The following is a 23,051-nucleotide window of genomic DNA, read 5'->3' on the forward strand; positions in this document are numbered from 1 at the left end:
TGGTTAAGTGTCCCTCACGCTGGTGTGTGATCGCGAAAGGGGCTGGTGGTCGTGCCAGAGCTGAGGCCTTGGCAGTCCGCGAAACCGCGTGTGCGGAAGATCGCGAATGCCGTGCGACCGGGTCTGGCACGCGTGGTGACCGTCACGAAACCGCAGGTCAAGCGGTTGACGCAGGCGGTCGGGCCGCGGCTGGCGCGCATCGGACAGGTGGTCGGGACCCGGTCCGGCGACCCGGCCCGTGCCCCTCGTCCCCGGACTCTGCGGACCTGGCAGTACACCGCGGGCGCCGCCACGGCGGGACTCGCGCTGGCCGCCGGCGCGGTGACCGTGGCGGGCCCCTGGGACGCCAACGGTCAGCGTACGGCCGAGCGGGACCGCGCGGCCGCCGAGGGACGGACGGGTGGCGCAGATCACGGTTCCGCCACCGCCGTGGGCGAGCCCGCCCCCGCGCCCAGCGCCGGATCCGTCCTGACGGGCCTGGGCACGGCCACGAACGCCGTGAAGTCGGCGCCGAGCGGCGAGCCCGCCGGAATCTCCGGAACGGCCGTCACGGACCTCCTGGGGCCCCTCCTGGACGCCTCGGCGCTCGGCGGCACCCGCACCGCCGTGGTCGTGGACGTGGCCACCGGCAGGCGCCTGTACGACGCCGGCGCCGACACGGCCCTCACGCCCGCCTCCACCACCAAGATCGCCACCGCGGTCTCGGCTCTGTCCGCCCTCGGTCCCGACCATCGCATCACCACGCGCGTGGCCCTCGAACCCGGCACCAGGGAGGCCGTCCTGATCGGCGGCGGCGACCCGACCCTGACCGCCCGCGCGAAGGCGGACGGCTGGGCCAGCCTGCGCACGCTCGCCGCCCGGACGGCGACGTCACTGACCGCGCGGGGCATCCGGCAGGTCACGCTCTCGTACGACACCACCCTCTACAGCGGCCCCGACCTGCACCCCATCGGGGTCAACGACAACCTCGCGCGCGTGAGCCCGCTGATGGCCGACGAGGGCCGCACCGACGGCTCCTTCAGCGGACCGGTGGCCCGGGTGAGCGACCCGGCGGCCGACGCGGCACGCAAGTTCGCCGGTTTCCTGACGGCCGCCGGCATCAAGACCTCGTCGCCCGGCACCTCCAAGGCGAGCGGCCGCGCCGAGACCCTCGCCACCGTCACCTCGCCCCCGCTGTCCGCGATCGTCGAGCGCATGCTGACCAACAGCGACAACGACATCGCCGAGGCCCTGGCCCGCCAGACGGCCCTGGCGGGCGGCGGACCGGCGAGCTTCGCCGGGGGAGCGGACGCGATCCGCGCCCGGCTGTCCGCACTCGGCCTGCCGATGACCGGCGCCTCCTTCCACGACGGCAGCGGCCTCGACCGCGACGACCGGCTGACGGCGAACCTGCTCACCGCCCTGCTCGTCAAGGCCGCCGACGCCGACCGGCCCGGTCTGCGCCCGGTCCTCACCGGCCTGCCCGTGGCCGGTTTCACGGGGACCCTGAGCACCCGCTACACGGACGGCGCGGCCGGCGTCGTACGCGCCAAGACCGGCACCCTGACCGGGGTCAACACCCTGGCGGGCACGGTCGTCGACAAGGACGGGCGGCTGCTGGCGTTCGCCTTCCTCGCCGCGGACACCACCAGCCCGCTGGACGCCCAGGAGGCACTGGACCGGACGGCGACCGCGCTGGCGGGGCTGTGACCGCGGCGCCCCGCCCGCGAGGCCCCCGGACCGCACCCGGGCACACACGTCACGCCGGCCTCGCCAGCCTCCACGGCCTGCCCCAAGTGGGAGCGCTAACGTACGGTTGACGCATGACGAGCATCGGTGGCGCTGCTTCATCTGGGATGGTCGACTGGAATCTCGCGGTGGCGACCGCGACCCGGCTCGTGCGGCCGGGCCCCGAGGTGAGCCGCGACGAGGCCCGGGCCATCGTCGCGGAGCTGCGGCGGCACGCGAAAGCCTCGGAGGAACACGTCCGGGGCTTCACTCGTATGGGCAACGACGACATCCACGACACCCCCGTCCTGGTGGTGGACCGCCCCGGCTGGGTGAAGGCCAACGTCGCCGGGTTCCGTGAACTCCTCAAGCCGCTGCTGGACAAGATGCAGGAGCGGCGGGCCGCCGGTCCCGGCGGTGCCGTCCTCGGCGCGGTCGGCGGCAAGGTCACCGGCGTGGAACTCGGCATGCTGCTGTCGTTCCTGTCGTCCCGGGTGCTCGGCCAGTACGAGACCTTCGCGCCCGCCTCCCGCGACCTGCCCGCGGACGAGCACGGCGGCGGACGGCTGCTGCTGGTCGCCCCGAACATCGTCCACGTGGAGCGCGAACTCGACGTGGCGCCGCACGACTTCCGGCTCTGGGTGTGCCTGCACGAGGAGACGCACCGCACCCAGTTCTCGGCGGTGCCCTGGCTGCGTGCCCATCTGGAGGGCGAGATCCAGGCGTTCCTCTCGGAGACCGACGTCGACCCGATGACCGTCCTCGAACGCGTCCGGGACGCCGCCCAGTCGCTCGCCGGGGGCCGGCCCGAGACCGAGGAGGACGACGGCGGACGGTCGTTCGTCGAACTGGTGCAGACCCCGGCCCAGCGCGAGATCCTCGGCCGGCTCACCGCCGTCATGTCGCTCCTCGAGGGCCACGCCGACTTCGTCATGGACGGGGTCGGACCGTCGGTCGTGCCGACCGTCGCCGAGATCCGCGAGAAGTTCCAGCAGCGGCGGGCCAAGGGCGCCTCCCGGCTGGACATGACGCTGCGCAAGCTGCTCGGCCTGGACGCCAAGCTGCGGCAGTACCGGGACGGCGAGCGGTTCGTGCGGGCCGTCGTCGAACAGGTCGGCATGGACGGCTTCAACCGGGTGTGGACCTCCCCGAACACCCTGCCGACGAAGTCCGAGATCGCCAAACCGGCGGACTGGGTCGCGCGGGTGCACCGCAAGGCCGAGTCGTGAACCGACGCGGGCGGGGTGAACCCGGTCCCGCCCGCGGCAGGCGAACGCCCCTCCAATCACCCGTCCGAGGGACCGTGAGCGATGGGTAGGCGTGCGATGCTCGGGGAACGGCCCGTTTCTGTCACCATCGACACACTCTGAGTGACCGATCTCGGGTTCACCCCCCGAAAACTTCATGAAGGGAACCGGACATGGGTCCCCATCCTGCGGTCGCGGCGATACGCCTGGCGGTCCGCCGCGTCCTCCACGACATCCTCAACGACGACAGCTGTCACGGCCGTACCACCAGCGAACACGCCGGTGGGCGCATCCTCGCGCGCCGCACGCGCCCCGTCGGAGAGATCCCGGAACAGTCGCCGAACGAGCGGCCCCCCTCCCCGCTCGTCCTCGTGGCCTGCTCCGGCGGCGCCGATTCGATGGCGCTCGCCTCCGCCCTCGCCTTCGAGGCCCCCAAACTCGGCGTCCGTGCGGGCGGTATCACCGTCGACCACGGCCTGCAGCCCGGCTCCGACCTGCGGGCCGAGGAAGTCGTGGTCCGGCTGCGCGGACTAGGACTCGACCCGGTCGAGTCGATCACGGTGACCGTCGGCCGCGACGGCGGGCCCGAAGCCGCTGCCCGCGACGCCCGGTACGCGGCCCTGGACGGCGCCGCCGAGCGCCACGGCGCCACCGCGGTCCTGCTCGGCCACACCAGGGACGACCAGGCCGAAACCGTCCTGCTCGGCCTCGCCCGCGGTTCGGGCATCCGCTCCCTGTCCGGAATGGCCGCGGTCTCGGGGGCCGGCGGCCGTTACCGGCGCCCGTTCCTCCAGCTGGACCGGCAGACCGCCCGCAAGGCCTGCATGGTGCAGTCCCTCCAGGTCTGGGACGACCCGCACAACACGGATCCCGCCTACACTCGCTCCCGCCTCCGCCACGAGGGCCTGCCCGCCCTGGAGAAGGCGCTGGGCAAGGGCGTCGTCGAGGCCCTCGCGCGCACCGCCCAGCTCTCCCGCGACGACGCCGACGCCCTCGACACCTGGGCCAGCCAGGCCGAGGCCTCCGTACGGGACGCGGCGGGTCTGCTGGAGTGCGCCAAGCTCTACGCCCTGCCGCCCGCCGTCCGCCGCCGGATCCTGCGCCGCGCGGCCATCGAGGCGGGCGCACCGGCCGGTTCGCTCTTCGCCCGGCACATCGAGGAAGTGGACCGGCTGATCACCGGCTGGCGCGGGCAGGGAGTGATCAATCTCCCGGGCAAGGTCGTGGCCCAGCGGCAGGGTGGCAGACTGGTTATCCGGCAAGGCTGAATCCGCACCCTCCGGGGTCCGGGCTTGGCCGGTGGGACGACCGAAAGTGATGCGGGTGGACGCGAAAGACATGGGTGCCGACCTCCAGCGGGTACTCATCACCAAGGAAGAGATCGACGCGAAGCTGGCCGAGCTGGCCGCGAAGATCGACGCGGAGTACGCGGGCAAGGACCTGCTGATCGTCGGTGTGCTCAAGGGCGCCGTGATGGTCATGGCGGACCTCGCCCGGGCGCTGTCCACCCCCGTCACGATGGACTGGATGGCCGTGTCCTCCTACGGCGCGGGCACCCAGTCCTCCGGTGTGGTGCGGATCCTCAAGGACCTCGACACCGACATCAAGGGCAAGCACGTCCTGATCGTCGAGGACATCATCGACTCGGGGCTGACCCTGTCCTGGCTGATCAACAACCTCGGCTCCCGCGAGCCCGAGACCCTGAAGATCTGCACCCTGCTGCGCAAGCCGGACGCGGCCAAGGTCGCCATCGACGTCGAGTGGGTCGGGTTCGACATCCCCAACGAGTTCGTCGTGGGATACGGCCTCGACTATGCCGAGAAGTACCGCAATCTCCCGTTCGTCGGTACGCTCGCGCCCCACGTCTACGGCGGCTGAACCCCCGGCTGATACGCCGGAGGGGCCACTTGCGTAAGACGATCGGGAACCCCAGCGGGTTTCGCGCCGTTGGAGCATGCAGAGACGGGCTTGACAGCCGTCCGAGCCGCTCCGTGCGGCTTTGGGCGACAAAGCTGGGGTACCGTCAGAAGAACTGTCTTATCAAACTCACTATGGCAGGAGGGACGGGGCGTCTCGCTCCGTATGGATGGACGTGAAGCGATACTTCCGTGGGCCGGTCATGTGGATCGTGCTGGCCGTCCTTGCCGTGGTCGTGTTGATGCAGGTCGTCGGCTCGTCCGGCGGCTACAAGACGGTGGACACCGGCCAGGTCGTGGCGGCGATCAACGACAACAAGGTGGAATCGGCCAAGCTGACCACCGGTGACGAGCAGACCATCAAGGTCACGCTCAAGGACGGTCAGAAGGTCTCCGGCAGCTCGAAGATCCAGGCGAGCTACATCGGCGACCAGGGCGTGACCATCGCCAACACGCTGCAGACCAAGTACCAGGACAAGCAGATCCCCGACGGTTACACCGTCTCGCCGACCAAGCAGAACGCTTTCGTCGGTGTCCTGCTCTCCCTGCTCCCCTTCGTCCTCATCGTGGTCGTCTTCCTGTTCCTGATGAATCAGATGCAGGGCGGCGGCTCCCGGGTCATGAACTTCGGCAAGTCCAAGGCGAAGCTCATCACCAAGGACACCCCGAAGACGACGTTCTCGGACGTCGCGGGCTGTGACGAGGCCGTCGAGGAGCTCCACGAGATCAAGGAATTCCTCCAGGAGCCGGCCAAGTTCCAGGCGGTCGGCGCCAAGATCCCCAAGGGCGTGCTCCTGTACGGCCGTCCCGGTACCGGCAAGACGCTGCTCGCGCGTGCCGTCGCCGGCGAGGCCGGGGTGCCCTTCTACTCGATCTCCGGTTCCGACTTCGTCGAGATGTTCGTCGGTGTCGGTGCCTCCCGGGTCCGCGACCTCTTCGAGCAGGCCAAGGCGAACGCCCCGGCGATCGTCTTCGTCGACGAGATCGACGCGGTCGGCCGGCACCGTGGCGCAGGCCTCGGCGGCGGTCACGACGAGCGCGAGCAGACCCTGAACCAGCTGCTCGTCGAGATGGACGGCTTCGACGTCAAGGGCGGCGTGATCCTCATCGCCGCGACGAACCGGCCCGACATCCTCGACCCGGCGCTGCTGCGTCCCGGTCGCTTCGACCGCCAGATCGCGGTCGACCCGCCGGACCTGCAGGGCCGTCTGGAGATCCTCAAGGTCCACCAGAAGGGCAAGCCGGTCGCGCCCGACGTCGACCTCGCGGCGGTCGCCCGTCGCACGCCGGGCTTCACCGGCGCGGACCTGTCGAACGTGCTGAACGAGGCGGCGCTGCTCACGGCCCGCAGCGACCGCAAGCTCATCGACAACCAGATGCTCGACGAGGCGATCGACCGAGTGGTCGCGGGCCCGCAGAAGCGGACCCGGATCATGTCGGACAAGGAGAAGAAGATCACCGCGTACCACGAGGGCGGACACGCCCTGGTCGCGGCGGCCTCCCCGAACTCCGACCCGGTCCACAAGATCACGATCTTGTCCCGCGGCCGTGCCCTCGGCTACACGATGGTCCTGCCGGACGAGGACAAGTACTCGACCACGCGCAACGAGATGCTCGACCAGCTCGCCTACATGCTGGGCGGCCGCGCGGCCGAGGAACTGGTCTTCCACGACCCGACCACCGGCGCCGCCAACGACATCGAGAAGGCCACGGCCACCGCCCGCGCGATGGTCACGCAGTACGGCATGACCGAGCGTCTCGGCGCGATCAAGTTCGGCGGCGACAACACCGAGCCCTTCCTCGGCCGTGAGATGTCCCACCAGCGCGACTACTCGGAAGAGGTCGCCGCCCTGGTGGACGAGGAAGTCAAGAAGCTCATCGAGAACGCGCACAACGAGGCCTGGGAGATCCTCGTCGAGAACCGCGACGTCCTCGACAACCTGGTGCTCCAGCTCCTGGAGAAGGAGACCCTGGGCAAGGAGGAGATCGCCGAGGTCTTCGCGGCGATCCACAAGCGGCCCGCGCGTCCCGCGTGGACCGGTTCCTCCCGCCGTACGCCGTCCACCCGCCCGCCGGTGCTCTCCCCCAAGGAGCTGGCACTGACCAACGGGGCGAACGGCTCGACGCCGGCGATCAGCACCGCGAAGTCCACGGCGGCCGAGTCCGCCCCGGCGGTCGAGAAGGCCCCGGAGGACCGTCCCGAGAGCTGAGTCACACCGGTCTCACCCGGCTCGGAATGGATGCCGCGCCCCCCAGGATCTAGCCTGGGGGGCGCGGCTTTTCGGTTTGCCCGCATGGCCCGCATATGCGGCGCGTGACCCACAGGCGCCACCTTCGAGGAACGAGGCACCCCAGATGACCGACCCCGTGACCCTGGACGGCGAGGGCACCATCGGCGAATTCGACGAGAAGCGCGCCGAGAACGCCGTACGCGAACTCCTGATCGCGGTCGGCGAGGACCCCGACCGGGAAGGGCTGCGGGAGACTCCGGCGCGGGTGGCGCGGGCGTACCGAGAGCTGCTGGCGGGCAATCACCAGCAGCCCGAGGAGGTCCTGACGACGACGTTCGACCTCGGGCACGACGAGATGGTCCTGGTGAAGGACATCGAGATCGTCAGCCTGTGCGAGCACCACATGCTGCCGTTCCACGGTGTGGCCCACGTCGGCTACATCCCGGCGGAGACCGGCAAGATCACGGGGCTGTCGAAGCTGGCGCGCCTGGTCGAGGTGTTCGCCCGCCGCCTCCAGGTGCAGGAGCGGCTGACCACGCAGGTCGCCGACTCCCTGATGAGGATCCTGGAGGCCCGGGGGGTGATCGTCGTCGTGGAGGCGGAGCACATGTGCATGTCGGTGCGGGGGATCCGCAAGCCGGGCGCCAAGACGACGACGTCCGCGGTCCGCGGCCAGCTCCGGGACGCGACCACGCGCGCCGAGGCGATGAGCCTGATACTGGCGCGCTGACCGGCTCGGACGGCGGGGGTCAGGCGACCGGCTCGGCCCCGCCGTGGTGGTTGTCGTCGTCCTCCGGGAGCCGGCAGACCCGCTCCAGGAACATCGCGGCCGCTATGACGCCGATGCCCGCGACCACCGAGAAGGCCGCGTAGAGGGCCTGGTCGCGGCGGGCGGGGAGGTCGAGGAGTTCCAGCAGGAACAGGCCCGTGCCGCCGTACATGCCGGCGACCAGGGCCGCGACCAGGGCGCTGGCCTGGCCGAAGACGACCGCGCGGGCGGCCATCAGGGGGTCGACGCCCTTGGCGCCGGGGCGGCGCTCGCGCTGGGCCCGGAGGCGGCCGCGCAAGGAGAGCGCCGTGGCGAGCAGCACCACGGCGATCAGGGCGAGGACGATCGGGGCCGCCACCGGCACGCTGGGCAGGGTCCCCACCGCGTTCCACAGACGGGCCCCCGCCCAGGACAGCACCGCGGCCACGACGAACACGCCGGCCAGCACCCTGATCCGCAGCTCTTTCACTGTCTTCCTTCAGCTCCCCCGCAGCGATGTGGTCGTGTCGACCTTAACGACTACTCGGGCAGTCGGAGTTCCAGGTCGGCACGTGCTTCCACGCCGTGCCGGGTGACGGCCGCCAGCAGCTCGGCGACCGTGCCGCGGCCGGGCACCTGGGCCTCGGGGTCCACGTCGTACCAGGGCGCCAGGACGAAGGCCCGCTCGTGGGCGCGCGGGTGCGGGAGGGTGAGCCGGGGATCGTCGGAGACGACGTCCGCGTAGGCGACGATGTCGACGTCCAGGGTGCGCGGGCCCCAGTGCTCGTCCCGCACCCGGTTGAACGCCTCCTCCACCGCGTGCGCCCGCTCCAGCAGCGAGGACGGCGGGAGGGTGGTCTTGAGCACCACGATCGCGTTGTAGTACGTCGGCTGGCTGCCGGGATCGACGCCCCACGGCTCCGTCTCGTACACCGGCGACACGGCCTTGATGCGGACGCCCGGGGTGTCCTCCAGGGCGTCGACGGCGCCCTGGAGGGTCTCCAGGCGGTTGCCGAGGTTGGAGCCGAGGGCGACCACGGCGCGTTTGGGGTTGGAGAGGGTGGTGTCGGCGGCGTCGACCTGTTCGACGACGGAGGCGGGCACCGGCTGGACGGTCGGGTCGCTGGGACCCCGCAAAGAAGATGCGGTCATACTCGGCTCCGGGTGATGGTGACGGTGACGTCGTCGAAGGGGACGGTGATGGGCGCGTCCGGTTTGTGGACCTGGACCTCGACCTCTCTTACCCCTTCGTGCTTGAGGCAGACCTGGGCGATCCGCTCGGCGAGCGTCTCGATCAGGTTCACCGGCTCCCCCTCGACCACGGCGACGACCTCCTCGGCCACCACGCCGTAGTGCACGGTCTTCGTCAGGTCGTCGTCGGCCGCCGCAGGCCGGGTGTCCAGGCCGAGGACGAGGTCCACGAGGAAGGTCTGGCCCTCCTCGCGCTCCTTGGGGAAGACACCGTGGTGCCCGCGGGCCTTGAGGCCGCGCAGCGCGACACGATCCACGCGAATCACTCCTGCAATCGTCGGTAACGGCGAGGTCGCGCCGCGTGCGGGCGGGCGACCGGCCTCAGACGAATCTACCTGCGGGCACCGACAGCACCGGGTCACGGGGCGGGGCCGGTGCCGGGGTCGTCAGGGTTCATCGCGTGTTTCCCCTGGAGAACCCGGCGGCTCACGGGCCGGTAGCCGCACCTACCGGCGAGTTCGTGATTCCAGCCACTCCTTGCGCCAGGCGGGCCGCAGGGCGGGGCCGCAGGGCTCAGGACGGCGTGTCGCCGTCCTCGTCCTCGTCGGTCTCGGACAGCACCGGCGAGGCGTGGTGGGACCAGAGCTTCCAGCCCTCCGGAGTGCGCCGGAAGACGTTGGTGGCGACGACCAGCTGTCCCACCAGCGGGCCCAGCTCCTCGCCGCCGGCGGGGGCCGGGCCGCCGCTGAGGATGTTCTCCGTGCAGGTCACCAGGGCGGTGTCGCCGGTGACGGAGACGTGCACGTCGGTCAGGAAGAACTGGATGTAGTCGGTGTTGGCCATGATCAGCGCGTACGACCGCAGCACCTCGCCGCGGCCGGTGAGCACCGGCCAGCCCGGGTGCACGCAGGAGACCACGCCGGTGTCCGCCGGATCGTGGTACTCCTCGTCGACGCCCAGGTCGGCGGGGGCGAGCCAGAGGCCGGACACCGCCTCGAAATCGGCGCGCTCCACCGCCTCGTAGAAAGCGGTGTTGGCGGCCTCGACCTGCTCGACGTCGGTGTGGGGGGCGCTCACCGGGTTCCTTCTGCGCGGTGCGGGAGGTGCAGCGTGGCCGCCGCGGCGGCCGGAGCCTGCGAGGCGGGCGCGCCCGGCGTGTCCGCCTCGGTGCGCGCCCCCTCTATCGCGCGCGCGACCCGTACCGCGTCCGCGGTGGCGCGCACCTCGTGCACACGCACCGCCCACGCGCCCGCGTGCGCCGCGAGCGCGGACACGGCGGCCGTCGCCGCGTCGCGCTCCCGGGCCGGCGGCGGCGCCCCCTCGGGCCCGGCCAGGACCCGGCCGAGGAACCGCTTGCGGGAGGCGGCGACGAGCACGGGGTGTCCCAGCGCGTGCAGCTTGCCGAGGTGGGCGAGCAGGCTCAGGTCGTGCTCGGAGTCCTTGGAGAAGCCGAGGCCGGGGTCGACGACGACGCGGTCGGGGGAGATGCCGCCGGCCAGGACCGCGTCCACCCGCGCCCGGAGTTCGTCGATGACCTCGGCGACGACGTCGCCGTACACGCCCCTGACGTTGCCGCCCTCCAGGAAGCCGCGCCAGTGCATGACGACGAAGGGGGCGCCGGACTCGGCCACGACGGGGATCATGCCGGGGTCGGCGAGGCCGCCGCTGACGTCGTTGACCAGGGCGGCGCCGGCCGCGAGGGCCTGCCGGGCGACGGAGGCGCGCATGGTGTCCACGGAGACGACGACGCCCTCGGCCGCGAGGCCGCGCACCACGGGGACGACCCGGCGCAGTTCCTCGTCCTCGTCGACGCGGGTGGCGCCGGGGCGGGTGGACTCACCGCCGACGTCGACGAGGTCCGCGCCCTCGGCGACGAGGTCGAGGCCGTGCTTGACGGCGATCGCCGTGTCGAACCAGCGGCCGCCGTCGGAGAAGGAGTCGGGGGTGACGTTCACGACCCCCATGACCGCGCACCGGTCCCATGCCGGAAGCCCTGTCACCTGGCCACGTCCGCTGTGGTTGCTCATACGTTCAGCGTAGGCCCAGGGCTCGGCGGGCCCGGCGGACGGCCGTGGGGCGGGCCGAGCGGCGCCCCCGGGCCGGAGGGGGAGGGGCCGTCCGCTCGGGCCGGTCACGGGGTCACGCCGCGTGCACGCCCTGTTCGGCGACGCCGTGGGCGCAGGGGCGGGCGGCCGGTGCGCCGCGGCGCAGGAACCGCGGCAGCGGGAGGGCGAGATCGACGAAGCCCTCGGCCTGCATGGCGGCCAGGCCGATGCGCGGGAGGTCGCCGGAGGCGCGGTAGACCACGAAGCGCGGCTCCCAGCGCGGCTGGAACTTGGCGTTGAACTTGTACAGCGACTCGATCTGGAACCAGCGCGACAGGAACACCAGCAGTCCGCGCCAGGCGCGCAGCACCGGGCCCGCGCCGATCTTCTCGCCCCGGGCGAGCGCCGAGCGGAACATCGCGAAGTTGAGCGAGATCCGGGTGATGCCGAGCTTCGGGGCGGCCTGGAGGGCGGCGACGATGAGCAGCTCGTTCATGCCGGGGTCGGCCGCCCGGTCGCGGCGCATCAGGTCCAGGGAGACGCCGTCGGTGCCCCAGGGCACGAAGTGCAGGATCGCCTTGAGGTCGCCGTACGGCCCCGGCGTCTCGTCGGCTTTGTGCGCGGTGGCGATCAGGCAGTCGCCGTCGGTCGGGTCGCCGATGCGGCCGAGCGCCATCGAGAAGCCGCGCTCGGTGTCGGTGCCGCGCCAGTCCTCCGCCGCCCGGCGGATGCGGTCCAGTTCGGCCTCGCCGAGGTCACGGATGCGCCGCACCCGGGTTTCGTAGCCGGCCCGCTCGATGCGCTTGACCATCTGGCGCACGTTGCGCATCGCGCGTCCGGCGAGCGAGAAATCCGCCACGTCCACCACCGCCTCGTCGCCCAGTTCGAGGGCGTCCAGGCCGGTCTCGCGGGTCCACACCTCGCCGCCCGTCTCCGAGCAGCCCATCACGGCGGGGGTCCAGGAGTGGGCCTTGGCCTCGTCCATGAAGCGTTCGATGGCGCCGGGCCAGGCCTCGACGTCGCCGATCGGGTCGCCGCTGGCGAGCATCACGCCGGAGACCACGCGGTAGGTGACCGCCGCCTTGCCGCTGGGCGAGAAGACGACCGCCTTGTCGCGGCGGAGCGCGAAGTGGCCGAGGGAGTCGCGGGCGCCGTGCTTCTCCAGCAGGGCGCGCAGCCTGGCCTCGTCCTCCTCGGTGAGCCGTGCGGCGGGATGTTCGGGACGGAAGGCGAGGTAGACGGTGGTGACCGCGGTGATCAGGCCGAGGGCGCCGAGGGAGAAGGCGACCGTCCAGGAGGTGGAGCCCTCGTAGTCGACGGGGCCCTCGAAGCCGAACAGGCCGTACAGGACGTGGGTGAGGCGGTCCGCCAGGCTCGGGTCGCCGATCGTGCGCCGGGGGTGGGCGCTGACGACGACCAGTCCGAGCGCGAGAGAACCGGCGCTCATGAGTACGAAGTTGGCGAGCGCGCGCCACCGGCTGCGCGGGTCGGGCAGCGCCTTGAACTCGTCCCGGTGGAGCACCAGGGGCACGAAGAGCGCCAGTGAGATCAGCGCGCCGATGACCGAGTGCCGGTACACGAACTGCGAGACCGCGCCGGCCGGCAGGAGCGCGACCGCGGCCCGCCACGCCCGGCGCTTGCGCCGCTTGAGGCCGTGCGCGAGGAGCAGCAGCAGTACGCCGGCGCTGAGCGAGAGCGCGGCGGCGAACGGCCCGAGCGATCCCGGCAGTACCTCGGCCATGGCGTGCATACGGCTGTGCCGGAAGCGCGGGAAGACGCCCGCGGCGATGTCCAGGACGCCCACGACCGCGCAGGCCCTGCCGACCAGAGCGGGGACCGCCTCGGGACGCGGACCACGGACTATGCGCCGCGCCCGGCTTGATCGGCCCGGAACCCCGCCCGACATTTCCCCATCTATCCTGACAGACATCGCATCCCGTAGTTCTGCGAGAGACCTTGAATCCGGTGCCGATTCGGGCATCCGGCGACATTGCGCCCTCTAGGACGGTGTCACGGGGGGAGAGGTTCACTCCCCACCGGAAAGCCGGGTCAAAGGCCGAGGAAAGTCCGGGGCAAGCCTCGCTCAACGCGGTGGTCGCCACGGGGGAAAGCGCAGGCAGGAAGCACCTCATGGGACTCACGAGTGACAAGATCCTGGCATCGGCGATTCTGGTCGCCGCACTGCTGTTCGTCGGCACGGTGTGGCTGTGGCCCCGGCTGGGGCGCCGGAGCTGGCGGGCCGTCAGCGGCCGTGTCGGCCTGTTGCTGGCCACCCAGCTGGCGCTCTTCGCGTGCGTCGGGATAGCCGTCAACCAGGCTTTCGGTTTCTACGCGAGCTGGGCGGACCTGTTCGGCACGGAGACCGACCAGGGCGTCGTCGTCGACCACACGGGCGCCGGACCCGTCCAGCTGATGTCCACCTCCGAGGTGCACGGCATGGGCGGCTCGCTGCCCCGGACGGCGGGTCAGATCCAGCAGGTCGGCATCGTCGGCCGTACGACCCGCATCGCCACGCCCGCGTACGTGTACCTGCCGCCGGAGTACTTCCAGCCGCGGTACCGCACGCGGACCTTCCCGGTCGTGGTCGTGCTCAGCGGCTATCCGGGCACCGCGCGGGCGCTGGTCGACAAGCTGCACTACCCGCGCACCGAACAGCACCTGGTCCGGGAGGGGAAGATGCGGCCCACGATCCTGGTGATGCTGCGGCCGACGGTCGCACCGCCCCGGGACACCGAGTGCGTGGACGTCCCGCGCGGCCCGCAGACCGAGACCTTCTTCGCCGAGGACCTGCCCGACGCCGTGCGCGCGCACTACCGGGCCGCGGGGAAGCCGGGCGGCTGGGGGATCGTCGGCGACTCGACGGGCGGGTACTGCGCCCTCAAGCTCGCGATGCACCATCCCGGCGTGTACGCGGCCGGCGCCGGGCTCTCGCCGTCGTACAAGGCGCCCATCGACGCCACGACCGGCGACCTCTTCCAGGGCGACCGCGATCTCAAGAACCGCGCGGACCTGTGGTGGTGCCTGGCGCACCGGCCCGCCCCGGACACCTCGCTGCTGGTCACCAGCAGCAAAGTCGGAGAGACCAATTACCGGGCCACATTGAAATTCATCAAAAGCGTGCAGGCCACGAACATGACCCGGATCTCGTCGATCATCCTCGACAGCGGCGGCCACAACTTCAACACCTGGCGCCGCGAGATCCCGGCGACGCTCCAGTGGCTCAGCGGACGGCTGAGCGACCACTGAGCGCGGCTCGCGGCGATGCCGGACGAAGACTTCCTTGTCGCTGTGTTTTTACGGTCCGGGGCACCACGATTCGCCTACGCGCGGTAAGTTTCTGGCCATGCCACGTGGACGCCACCGTCATTCCCCGCCTTTGCACAGGCTGTTGCCTCCCTCGGCGATCGCCGGTGTCTCCCTCGTCTGCGCTCTGGGGCCCTGGTTGTTCTCCCAGCCGACGGCGCTGCGCACGCTGGCCGCGATAGCCGCGGCGACCGCGGCCGTCGGTGCCGCCGTCATGCGCCGCTGGGACAGCGAGGCGGGCAAGCAGGTGGCCGACCTGTCACGCGCGCGTGCGAGTGACGAGTGGCGCCACGAGGAGCGGATCGCCGAGCTGGAGACCGACCTCGAGGAGTCGCGGGAGCTGCGCGCCAAGCTGGAGCAGCGGCTGCGCGCGAAGCGGACCGAGCTGGCCGGCCTGCGCAACGAGCACGCGTCCCTGCTGCGCCGCTACGCCACGGCCGAGACGGAGCGCGCGAGCGCCCTGGAGGGCCGCCGCCTGCTGGAGATCGAGGCCGTCGCGCCGTCGAACGCGCTGCCGGCACCCCGGACCCCCGACGAGGCCGAAGAGCCCGCGGAGGCACCAGAGGCCGCGGAGGCCGTCGAGCGGCCGGCGGTCGAGGACACGCTCCCGGCGGTCTTCTCGCCCGAGGGCTCCAAGCTGTTCCTGCGGGCCAAGGTGGCACTGGCCCGCTTCGACGACGGCGAGGGTCCGTCGGCCCGGACGGAGACCGAGGCCGACGCCGGCACCGGGAGCGCGGCGCGGACGGCCGCCGTGCCCGAGCCGCCGAAGGCCGAGCCGGCACCGGAGGACGAGGGACAGGGGCAGCCCGAGGCGGTCGACGGGCACACGCGCGCGGCCGCCGTCACCACCGACGAGCCGGCGGACACCGCTCCGGCTCCGGCGGAGCAGGACGCCCCCGGCACGCCGGCGCCCTCCGCCAACTCCGTGAAGCCCTCCGGGCACTTCACCGTGCCCACCGCGGTCGCCGTGCTGCCTGCGGCGCCCATCCCGCGGCCCCTGGTCACCGGCGGGTTCGACTTCTTCGGCACGCAGAAGGGCGCGGGTGCCGAGGGGCTGGAGTCCGTGCACAACGAGGACCTCGCGGACGTCGTCGGCCAGGAGGCGCTCGCGCTCCACAAGGCCGAGTCCGAGGCCGAGTTCAAGCCCGCCGACCCGGAGACCCGGGGCGTCGGCCAGGTCATCGACCTGACCGCGCACGACGAGACCGAGCAGATCAACATCGGCGGCCTGCGCAGCGCCGCCTCCTGAACACCGGTCCTGAGCCGGGGCATCCGCCGGGTGCCCCGGCTCAGGCGTTCCCCGGGCCGCCCGCGCGCCGCCCGCGGCACGGCGCTCAGGCCATCCAGCGGTCAGGGCGCGCCGTCCTGCGGCCCGTCCGGGACCGTTCGGCCTGCTCCCGCAGCAGCGCCGCGGCCGCCTCCGCGTCCCGCAGGCGGGCCGTCACGGTCTTGTCGGCCCCCGTGTCCACATGGACGTCCGCGAGCCGCCACAGCCGCTTCCAGGGCCCCTGCGTCAGCCGTACGCTCTGGACCTTGGCGTGCGGGACCAGCGCCAGACGCCGGCGCAGCAGCCCGTGCCGCGCGGCGAACACCGTCTCCGTGACCGCGAGCCCGTATCCGCGCCACCACAGCGGCACGCACCAGCGGGCCCGCCGCGGCGGCCGGGGCAGCTCGCCGGGCACCGTCGCACCGGGCAGCACGCGCGTGAGGACGGACTCGGCGACCGCGCGCGGCGCGACCGGCACCAGCACCGAGTTCGAGGACCCGGCCACGTCCAGCTCCACCCGCACCCAGCGCAGCGGCCGCCACAGCAGCGGCTCCACGATCCGCACGGTCTGCACCCGCCCCGGCGGCACCGTCTCGTGGGTGCGGTCCAGCAGCCCGTGGTCGATGCGCAGCCCGTCAGGGGACTCCCCGACCGTCCAGTCGTACTCCCCGACGAACCGGCCCACGCTGGTCGTGGCCGCCGCGCCGAGCAGCGGCAGGGCGGTGGCGAGGACCGTCCACACGCTGTGGGTGGCCAGCCACAGCACCGGCGGTACGACCAGGGCCGCGGCCAGGGAGCCCCAGGTGGCGCCCGTCAGCAGGAGGGAGAGCGCGAGCTTGCCCGCGGGCACGCGCATCAGCTCCTGGGCCGGAGCCTCGCCGACCTCCCGTGCCGTCTCCGGCGCGAAACCGGCGGCACGCGCCAGCAGTTCCGCGCGCAGCGCACGCGCCTCGCCCTGTCCCAGGAAGGCCAGCTCGTCCTTCTTGTCGGTGCCGACGACGTCGATGCGCAGCTTGGCGACGCCCGCCACGCGCGCGAGCAGCGGCTGCGTCACGTCGACGGCCTGGATCCGCTCCAGCCGGATGTGCGCGGTGCGCCGGAAGAACAGGCCGGTGCGTATGCGCAGTTCGCTGTCGGTGACCGCGAAGTAGGTGAACCACCAGGACAGGAAGCCGTACAGGGCGCCCGCGGTGACCAGGACGGCGAGTCCGGCCAGGAGCATGGTCGTGGTCAGCTTCGTCAGCTGTTCCTGGGCCTGGTTCGGGTCGTGCACCGCCCAGCCGGTGAGCACCGCGACCGGGGCCCAGGCCCGCCGGAACGGCGTCACCGGGTGCAGCCGCCGCTCGCCCGCCGCCTTGCCGGGGCGTATGGCGCCGTCGACGCCGGGCGCGGTCACAGGCCCGCCGATCGGGCTTCGCCGAGTTCGGTGAGCCGGTCGCGCAGCCGCTCCGCCTCGGCCGGGTCGAGGCCGGGGATCGCCGCGTCGGTGGCCGCGGCCGCCGTGTGCAGCTGCACGCTCGCCAGGCCGAAGTACCGCTCGACGGGCCCCGAGGTCACCTCCACCAGCTGCATCCGCCCGTACGGCACCACGGTCTCCTCGCGCCACAGCACACCGCGGCTGATCAGCAGGTCGTCGGCGCGCTCGGCGTACCGCCAGGAGCGCCAGTTGCGGCCGACCAGCACCCAGCCCCAGGCCAGCACGGCCAGCGGCAGCAGCGCGAAGGCCGCCCACACCGGACCCGCCAGCAGGCCCGGCAGCAGGCCCGCCGCGAGGGCGATCAGCCCCAGCCACACCACCAGCAGCAGCCGTCGCATCCGCAGCAGCCCGGGCGGCAGCCCCGTCCACACCGGCTCGGTCTCCGTCGCCCCGGCACCGGCCGGGCTCCCCGTCTCCATGAGGTCAGCGTACGTACGAGAGACTGGGTCCATGACTCCCACGACGGAGACCACGGTCGGCATTGGCGGCGCCGCGGAGAGCACCGACATGGTGCTCAACATCGGCCCGCAGCACCCCTCCACGCACGGTGTGCTGCGGCTGAAGCTCGTGCTGGACGGCGAGCGGATCGTCTCCGCCGAGCCGGTGATCGGCTACATGCACCGGGGCGCGGAGAAGCTCTTCGAGGCGCGTGACTACCGGCAGATCATCATGCTCGCCAACCGCCACGACTGGCTGTCGGCCTTCTCCAACGAGCTGGGCGTGGTCCTCGCCGTCGAGCGGATGCTCGGCATGGAGGTGCCGGTCCGCGCGGTGTGGACGCGCACGCTGCTCGCCGAGCTGAACCGGGTGCTCAACCACCTGATGTTCCTCGGCTCCTACCCGCTGGAGCTGGGCGGGATCACCCCGGTCTTCCACGCGTTCCGCGAGCGCGAGGTGCTCCAGAACGTCATGGAGGAGGTCTCCGGCGGCCGCATGCACTACATGTTCAACCGCGTCGGCGGCCTCAAGGAGGACCTCCCGGCCGGCTGGACGGCACGCGCGCGTGCCGCCGTCTCCGCCGTCCGCTCCCGCATGGACGTCTTCGACGGCCTGGTGCTCGGCAACGAGATCTTCCGCGGCCGCACCCGCGGCGTCGGCGTCCTCGCGCCGGAGGCCGCGCACGCGTACGGCGTGAGCGGGCCCATCGCGCGCGCCTCGGGCGTCGACTTCGACCTGCGCCGTGACGAGCCCTACCTGGCCTACGGCGAGCTCCAGGACACCCTCAGGGTGGTCACCCGGTCCGAGGGCGACTGCCTGGCCCGTTTCGAATGCCTCCTGGAGCAGACCCACAACGCCCTGGACCTGGCCGACGCCTGCCTGGACCGGGTCGCCGAGCTGCCGCCGGGCCCGATCAACCAGCGGCTCCCGAAGGTCCTCAAGGCGCCCGAGGGCCACACCTACGCCTGGACCGAGAACCCGCTCGGCATCAACGGCTACTACCTCGTCAGCAAGGGCGAGAAGACCCCGTACCGGCTGAAGCTGCGCTCGGCGTCGTTCAACAACATCCAGGCGCTCACCGAGCTGCTGCCGGGGACGCTGGTGGCGGACATGGTCGCGATCCTGGGGTCGATGTTCTTCGTGGTGGGGGACATCGACAAGTAGGGCGCGGTCCCGCGCCCGCCGGGGCGGTGTCAGGTCAGCGGGTTCGCGATGCCCACCGGCTGCAGCAGCCAGCCGAAGTCGCCGAGACCTCCGGCGGCGGTCAGCTCGGCGGCCTCACCGGCGCTCGCGAGGGCGCGCACGTAGGCGGCGGGGTGGGTGGAGGCGAGCGCGAGCGAGGGGCGTGCGCCGGTGAGGCCCAGGGCGCGCAGGGCGTCGCGCTGGGTGCAGACGAGCGCCTCCGGAAGGCCGTGCCCCGGGTCGAGCGCCGCGCAGGCGTCCAGTGCGACGTGCGCCGTGATGTCGCACGACCCGTCCGGGACGGGCAGCGTCGCACGCCCCGCGCGAAAGCCGGTGAGCGTGCCGAACGGCGGGCGTCCGGCCGCGGTGTGCGCGTAGTCCACGGCCACCGCGAGGCCTTCCCGCACACAGGCGACGGCGTCCGCCCACGCCCGGTCCCGGGGCAGCCCGATCTCCGCGCGCAGCCCCGGCTCGCCGCCCAGCGGCCACCACCGCGCCAGCCAGTCCGCGTCCGCGCCCGAGACGCGCTCGCCGAGCAGTTCGAGGCCGTCGCGCCGGACGTGCACGAGGCGGGGCGCACCGGCCGGGTCCACCTCGGCGACGTCGACCGGGACGTTGTCGAGCCATTCGTTGGCGAAGAGCAGGCCGGTCACCGTGCGCGGCAGCTCGGTCAGCCAGGTGATCCGGTCGGGCAGGCCCGGCGGGCGATCGGCGACCTCGACGGCGCAGGCACGCGTGCGTGCGGCCACGTCGGCGGGCAGCGCGGCGAGCACGCCGGCGACCAGTTCGCCGCGGCCTGCGCCCATGTCGACGAAGTCCAGCGCCCCGGGGTGCCCCAGGGCCTCGTCGACCCGGCACAGCAGCCGGGCCACGGCCCCGGCGAACAGCCGTGACGCGTGCACCGACGTACGGAAGTGGGCGGCCGGTCCCTCCGGGCGGCGGTAGAAGCCGCCGGGGCCGTACAGGGCCGCCTCGGTGGCCGCACGCCAGCCACGGGCGTCGTCCGCCGTCTCTCGCGTCGCCTCATCCGTCACCGGGCCAGACTAGGCGTACAGGTGATCACCTTCTCCACCTTGCGGAGTACGTGTGCGGAAAAGGGATCGGCCCTCCGGTTGACCCCTGCACCTATCACACTTCCCTACTCTGGGTTACGTGCAGCGCCTCTATGACTTCCTCCGCAGGAACCCGACATGGGTCGACAGCTTCTGGGCCGTCGTCCTGCTCGGGGTTTCCTGCGTGAGCGTCGTGAACCTCCGCGGGGCGCTCCAGCACCATGGTTCGACCGCCGCCATGCTGGCCGTGTCCGCCGTGATGGCCGTCGTGGTCGCGCTGCGGCGCCGGTTCCCGGAGCGGATGCTGCTGCTGGCCGCCGCGACCGGACTGGCGCAGCTGGTCCTGGACGTCGAGACGACGGTCGCCAACTTCGCCATGCTGGTGATCGTCTGCACGGTGGCCGCGATCGGCGAGCGCTGGTCGTCCCGGTTCGCCCTCTACGCGGGGCTGTGCGCGGCGCCGCTGGCGCAGATCCGGTGGCCGCAGGAGCGGACCAGTCTCGTCGGCCACCTGGCCATCGTGGTGTTCCAGGCGGTGCCGTTCGTGCTCGCCTGGGTGCTCGGCGACTCCATGCGCACCCGCCGCGCCTACTTCGCCCAGCTGGAGGAGCGCGCGGCCCGGCTGGAGAAGGAGCGCGAGGCGCAGGCCAAGGTCGCGGTGGCCGCCGAGCGCGCCCGCATCGCGCGCGAGCTGCACGACGTGGTCGCGCACAACGTGTCGGTGATGGTGGTCCAGGCCGACGGCGCCGCCTACGTCCTCGACGCCGCCCCCGACCAGGCCAAGAAGGCCCTGGAGACGATCTCCTCCACCGGCCGCCAGGCCCTCGCCGAGATGCGCCGCCTGCTGGGCGTGCTGCGCACGGGCGAGCACAAGGAGGTCGGCGAGTACGTTCCGCAGCCCGACGTCGAGCAGATCGACGACCTCGTCGAGCAGTGCCGCAGCTCCGGCCTGCCCGTCGACTTCAAGGTCGAGGGCACCCCGCGCCCGCTGCCCAGCGGCGTCGAGCTGACGGCGTACCGGATCGTGCAGGAGGCGCTCACCAACACCCGCAAGCACGGCGGGCCCAACACGGGCGCCAGCGTGCGGCTGGTCTACTTCGACGACGGACTCGGCCTGCTGGTGGAGGACGACGGCAAGGGCGCCCCGCACGAGATGTACGAGGAGGGCGGCGCCGACGGGCAGGGGCACGGCCTGATCGGCATGCGCGAGCGGGTCGGTATGGTCGGCGGCACGCTCGACGCGGGGCCCCGTCCCGGCGGAGGATTCCGCATCAGTGCTCTGCTGCCGCTCAAACCGGCGCATTGACGCAGACGCACGCCCCCGGTTGACACCTGTCACGCCCCCGGGACAGCCCCGGCGACAAGCCGCCGAACGGAAACGGAAGAGGACCCGATGACGATCCGCGTGATGCTCGTCGACGACCAGGTGCTGCTGCGCACCGGGTTCCGGATGGTGCTCGCGGCCCAGCCGGACATGGAGGTCGTCGCGGAGGCGGGCGACGGCGTCGAGGCCCTCCAGGTGCTGAGGTCCAGCGAGGTGGACGTCGTCCTGATGGACGTGCGCATGCCCAAGCTGGACGGGGTGGAGACCACCCGCCGCATCTGCTCCGAGCCCGACCCGCCCAAGGTGCTCATCCTGACCACCTTCGACCTCGACGAGTACGCCTTCTCGGGACTGAAGGCGGGCGCCTCCGGCTTCATGCTCAAGGACGTCCCGCCCGGCGAGCTGCTGGCCGCGATCCGCTCCGTGCACAGCGGCGACGCCGTCGTCGCGCCCTCCACCACCAGGCGGCTGCTCGACCGCTTCGCGCCGATGCTGCCCTCGGCCGGAAAGGAGCCCCAGCACCAGGAGCTGAACCGGCTCACCGACCGCGAGCGCGAGGTCATGGTGCTCGTCGCGCAGGGCCTGTCGAACGGCGAGATCGCCGGCCGCCTGGTGCTCTCCGAGGCGACCGTGAAGACCCACGTCGGCCGCATCCTGACCAAGCTCGGGCTGCGCGACCGCGTCCAGGTGGTCGTGCTCGCCTACGAGACCGGCCTGGTCCGCGCGGGCGGCGGCCACGGCTGACCCCGCGCCCGCGCGGGATGCGTACGGCTCGAACGCCCGGCGTACGGCCCGAACGCCCGACGTACGGCCCGCACGGCTAGCGGAGGATCCCCTCCAGGAAGTCGCTGCCGAGGCGGGCCACGACCGTGACGTCCAGCTGGTGCAGGACGTACCGGCCGCGGCGGCGGGTGGTGACCAGGCCCGCCTTCTTCAGGGCGCTGAGGTGCCGGGAGACCTCGGGCGCCGACAGGCCGTGCACCTGGGCCAGCTCGCTGGTGGTGTACGCGCTGCGCGCCAGGTAGCGGCACAGCCGCATCCGCACGGGGTGGGACAGCGCCGCCATCCGCAGCGTCAGCGCCTCCACCGACGCCGGGGCGGCCAGCTCGGGCGAGCCGACCGGGTAGTGCAGCACCGGCTGCCAGCCGTAGCGGTGCAGGACCATCAGATGCGGCCAGCCCAGGCTGGTGGGCACCAGCAGCAGGCCGTCGGCGTCGACCACGGCGTGGCCGTCGGTGAGCTTGTCCACCGTGATCCGCTCGCCCGCCTCGTCGAGCGTCACCACCGGCGAGACCGCGGCCAGCGCCTCGGCGAGCCCCTTGCGGCGCAGCAGCTCCGTCTTGTGCCGGGCGTCGGCCGCCAGCTGGTGGCGCAGCCGCGACCAGGCCTCGTCGAAGAACGCCTCGGCGCAGTCCTCCAGGAAGCGGCGCAGCCACGCGCGCACGCTCGGCGGATCGTCGAGCAGCCGCTGTGCGAACCGGACCTGCTGCGGCCCGCGCGAAGCCGCCACCTCCAGCGCCCGGCGGCGCGCCACCGGGTCCGACAGCAGGGCCGGCGCCCGCGTGTCGTAGGAGAGCACGCAGGTGAACTCCAGGGCCGCGTCGACGAACTGCTCGTCCGTCAGCTTGTCCAGCTGGCCCAGCTCCCCGGCCAGCGTGCCCTCAGGGACAGCACCGGGCACGGCCGCGTAGGGCAGGAACAGGTCGGAGAACGTCGTCCGCCACAGGAAGTCGGCCTCGCACATGCGGTCGGCCAGGTGCGGCTCCAGCCGCGCGGTCACCCCGGTCACCCAGGCCTGCAGGCCCGGATGGTGTCCCGGCTCCGACAGTGCGTGCAGCGCCATGCCGAGCTCGGCCAGCGGCGAGGGCACGACGACGACCCGCTCCGGCCGGAGCCCCGCGATGTCGATCCGCACGCTCATGC

21 protein-coding genes are annotated in these 23,051 nt (G+C 72.5%); 11 read left to right on the top strand and 10 right to left on the bottom strand.

Features of this window, described 5'->3' with window-relative positions:
- Window positions 1-45: 45 nt before the first annotated feature.
- The 6 genes from dacB to folE all read left to right on the top strand — a co-directional run bounded on the left by dacB (window position 46) and on the right by folE (window position 7,831).
- Complete coding sequence (gene dacB / locus ACIQOE_RS26860) at window positions 46-1,689, top strand: D-alanyl-D-alanine carboxypeptidase/D-alanyl-D-alanine-endopeptidase (RefSeq protein WP_399011473.1); 1,644 nt, start codon at window positions 46-48, stop codon at window positions 1,687-1,689.
- A gap of 113 nt (window positions 1,690-1,802) precedes the next feature.
- A complete protein-coding gene (locus tag ACIQOE_RS26865) occupies window positions 1,803-2,936 on the top strand; it encodes a zinc-dependent metalloprotease (protein ID WP_351317702.1) in 1,134 nt (377 codons plus the stop codon).
- Between the two features lie 191 nt (window positions 2,937-3,127).
- On the top strand, window positions 3,128-4,222 hold the full coding sequence (gene tilS / locus ACIQOE_RS26870; protein WP_351317704.1) for a tRNA lysidine(34) synthetase TilS: 1,095 nt from the start codon (window positions 3,128-3,130) through the stop codon (window positions 4,220-4,222).
- A gap of 49 nt (window positions 4,223-4,271) precedes the next feature.
- On the top strand, window positions 4,272-4,832 hold the full coding sequence (gene hpt / locus ACIQOE_RS26875; protein ID WP_351317882.1) for a hypoxanthine phosphoribosyltransferase: 561 nt from the start codon (window positions 4,272-4,274) through the stop codon (window positions 4,830-4,832).
- A gap of 208 nt (window positions 4,833-5,040) precedes the next feature.
- Window positions 5,041-7,080 carry an ATP-dependent zinc metalloprotease FtsH gene (gene ftsH, locus ACIQOE_RS26880; RefSeq protein ID WP_351317706.1) on the top strand — a complete coding sequence of 680 codons (2,040 nt, stop codon included), beginning with the start codon at window positions 5,041-5,043 and terminating at the stop codon, window positions 7,078-7,080.
- Window positions 7,081-7,225: 145 nt separating this feature from the next.
- Complete coding sequence (folE, locus tag ACIQOE_RS26885) at window positions 7,226-7,831, top strand: GTP cyclohydrolase I FolE (protein WP_351317708.1); 606 nt, start codon at window positions 7,226-7,228, stop codon at window positions 7,829-7,831.
- 19 nt (window positions 7,832-7,850) lie between these two features.
- Here folE and ACIQOE_RS26890 read toward each other — a convergent pair whose 3' ends face one another.
- The 6 genes from ACIQOE_RS26890 to ACIQOE_RS26915 all read right to left on the bottom strand — a co-directional run bounded on the left by ACIQOE_RS26890 (window position 7,851) and on the right by ACIQOE_RS26915 (window position 12,991).
- Window positions 7,851-8,339 (bottom strand): DUF3180 domain-containing protein, encoded by a 489-nt coding sequence (locus tag ACIQOE_RS26890; RefSeq protein WP_351317710.1) that lies wholly within the window; start codon window positions 8,337-8,339, stop codon window positions 7,851-7,853.
- Window positions 8,340-8,389: 50 nt separating this feature from the next.
- Window positions 8,390-9,001 (bottom strand): 2-amino-4-hydroxy-6-hydroxymethyldihydropteridine diphosphokinase, encoded by a 612-nt coding sequence (folK, locus tag ACIQOE_RS26895; protein WP_351317712.1) that lies wholly within the window; start codon window positions 8,999-9,001, stop codon window positions 8,390-8,392.
- Complete coding sequence (folB, locus tag ACIQOE_RS26900) at window positions 8,998-9,357, bottom strand: dihydroneopterin aldolase (RefSeq protein WP_351317714.1); 360 nt, start codon at window positions 9,355-9,357, stop codon at window positions 8,998-9,000. Before folB ends, folK begins: the two co-directional genes overlap by 4 nt.
- Before the next feature lie 256 nt (window positions 9,358-9,613).
- Window positions 9,614-10,117: a nuclear transport factor 2 family protein gene (locus ACIQOE_RS26905; protein ID WP_351317716.1), complete on the bottom strand. Its 504-nt coding sequence runs from the start codon at window positions 10,115-10,117 to the stop codon at window positions 9,614-9,616.
- A complete protein-coding gene (gene folP / locus ACIQOE_RS26910; RefSeq protein ID WP_365564429.1) occupies window positions 10,114-11,067 on the bottom strand; it encodes a dihydropteroate synthase in 954 nt (317 codons plus the stop codon). Before folP ends, ACIQOE_RS26905 begins: the two co-directional genes overlap by 4 nt.
- A gap of 112 nt (window positions 11,068-11,179) precedes the next feature.
- The gene (locus ACIQOE_RS26915) at window positions 11,180-12,991 is read right to left on the bottom strand and encodes a phosphatidylglycerol lysyltransferase domain-containing protein (RefSeq protein WP_351317720.1); all 1,812 of its coding nucleotides are present in this window, start codon (window positions 12,989-12,991) and stop codon (window positions 11,180-11,182) included.
- Window positions 12,992-13,215: 224 nt separating this feature from the next.
- Here ACIQOE_RS26915 and ACIQOE_RS26920 point away from each other — a divergent pair, with 224 nt between their 5' ends.
- The gene (locus ACIQOE_RS26920; protein WP_351317722.1) at window positions 13,216-14,331 is read left to right on the top strand and encodes an alpha/beta hydrolase-fold protein; all 1,116 of its coding nucleotides are present in this window, start codon (window positions 13,216-13,218) and stop codon (window positions 14,329-14,331) included.
- A 97-nt stretch (window positions 14,332-14,428) separates the two neighbouring features.
- On the top strand, window positions 14,429-15,637 hold the full coding sequence (locus ACIQOE_RS26925) for a hypothetical protein (RefSeq protein ID WP_365564432.1): 1,209 nt from the start codon (window positions 14,429-14,431) through the stop codon (window positions 15,635-15,637).
- A gap of 85 nt (window positions 15,638-15,722) precedes the next feature.
- Here ACIQOE_RS26925 and ACIQOE_RS26930 read toward each other — a convergent pair whose 3' ends face one another.
- Complete coding sequence (locus tag ACIQOE_RS26930) at window positions 15,723-17,051, bottom strand: PH domain-containing protein (RefSeq protein ID WP_399011465.1); 1,329 nt, start codon at window positions 17,049-17,051, stop codon at window positions 15,723-15,725.
- Window positions 17,048-17,551: a PH domain-containing protein gene (locus ACIQOE_RS26935; RefSeq protein ID WP_351317728.1), complete on the bottom strand. Its 504-nt coding sequence runs from the start codon at window positions 17,549-17,551 to the stop codon at window positions 17,048-17,050. Before ACIQOE_RS26935 ends, ACIQOE_RS26930 begins: the two co-directional genes overlap by 4 nt.
- Window positions 17,552-17,582: 31 nt before the next feature.
- Here ACIQOE_RS26935 and ACIQOE_RS26940 point away from each other — a divergent pair, with 31 nt between their 5' ends.
- Window positions 17,583-18,734, top strand: coding sequence for an NADH-quinone oxidoreductase subunit D (locus ACIQOE_RS26940; RefSeq protein WP_401414166.1), 1,152 nt, complete (start codon window positions 17,583-17,585; stop codon window positions 18,732-18,734).
- 29 nt (window positions 18,735-18,763) lie between these two features.
- Here ACIQOE_RS26940 and ACIQOE_RS26945 read toward each other — a convergent pair whose 3' ends face one another.
- Window positions 18,764-19,786 (bottom strand): SAM-dependent methyltransferase, encoded by a 1,023-nt coding sequence (locus ACIQOE_RS26945; RefSeq protein WP_365564436.1) that lies wholly within the window; start codon window positions 19,784-19,786, stop codon window positions 18,764-18,766.
- Between the two features lie 118 nt (window positions 19,787-19,904).
- Between ACIQOE_RS26945 and ACIQOE_RS26950 the strand changes: the two genes are divergently transcribed.
- Both ACIQOE_RS26950 and ACIQOE_RS26955 read left to right on the top strand, forming a co-directional pair.
- Window positions 19,905-21,110, top strand: coding sequence for a sensor histidine kinase (locus ACIQOE_RS26950; protein ID WP_351317734.1), 1,206 nt, complete (start codon window positions 19,905-19,907; stop codon window positions 21,108-21,110).
- A gap of 87 nt (window positions 21,111-21,197) precedes the next feature.
- Window positions 21,198-21,872 (top strand): response regulator transcription factor, encoded by a 675-nt coding sequence (locus ACIQOE_RS26955; protein ID WP_351934822.1) that lies wholly within the window; start codon window positions 21,198-21,200, stop codon window positions 21,870-21,872.
- A gap of 76 nt (window positions 21,873-21,948) precedes the next feature.
- Here ACIQOE_RS26955 and ACIQOE_RS26960 read toward each other — a convergent pair whose 3' ends face one another.
- Window positions 21,949-23,049 (bottom strand): DUF5937 family protein, encoded by a 1,101-nt coding sequence (locus ACIQOE_RS26960; RefSeq protein WP_351317738.1) that lies wholly within the window; start codon window positions 23,047-23,049, stop codon window positions 21,949-21,951.
- Window positions 23,050-23,051: the final 2 nt, after the last annotated feature.

It is taken from the genome of Streptomyces sp. NPDC091282, from assembly GCF_044757385.1.
Lineage (GTDB): Bacteria > Actinomycetota > Actinomycetes > Streptomycetales > Streptomycetaceae > Streptomyces > Streptomyces gramineus.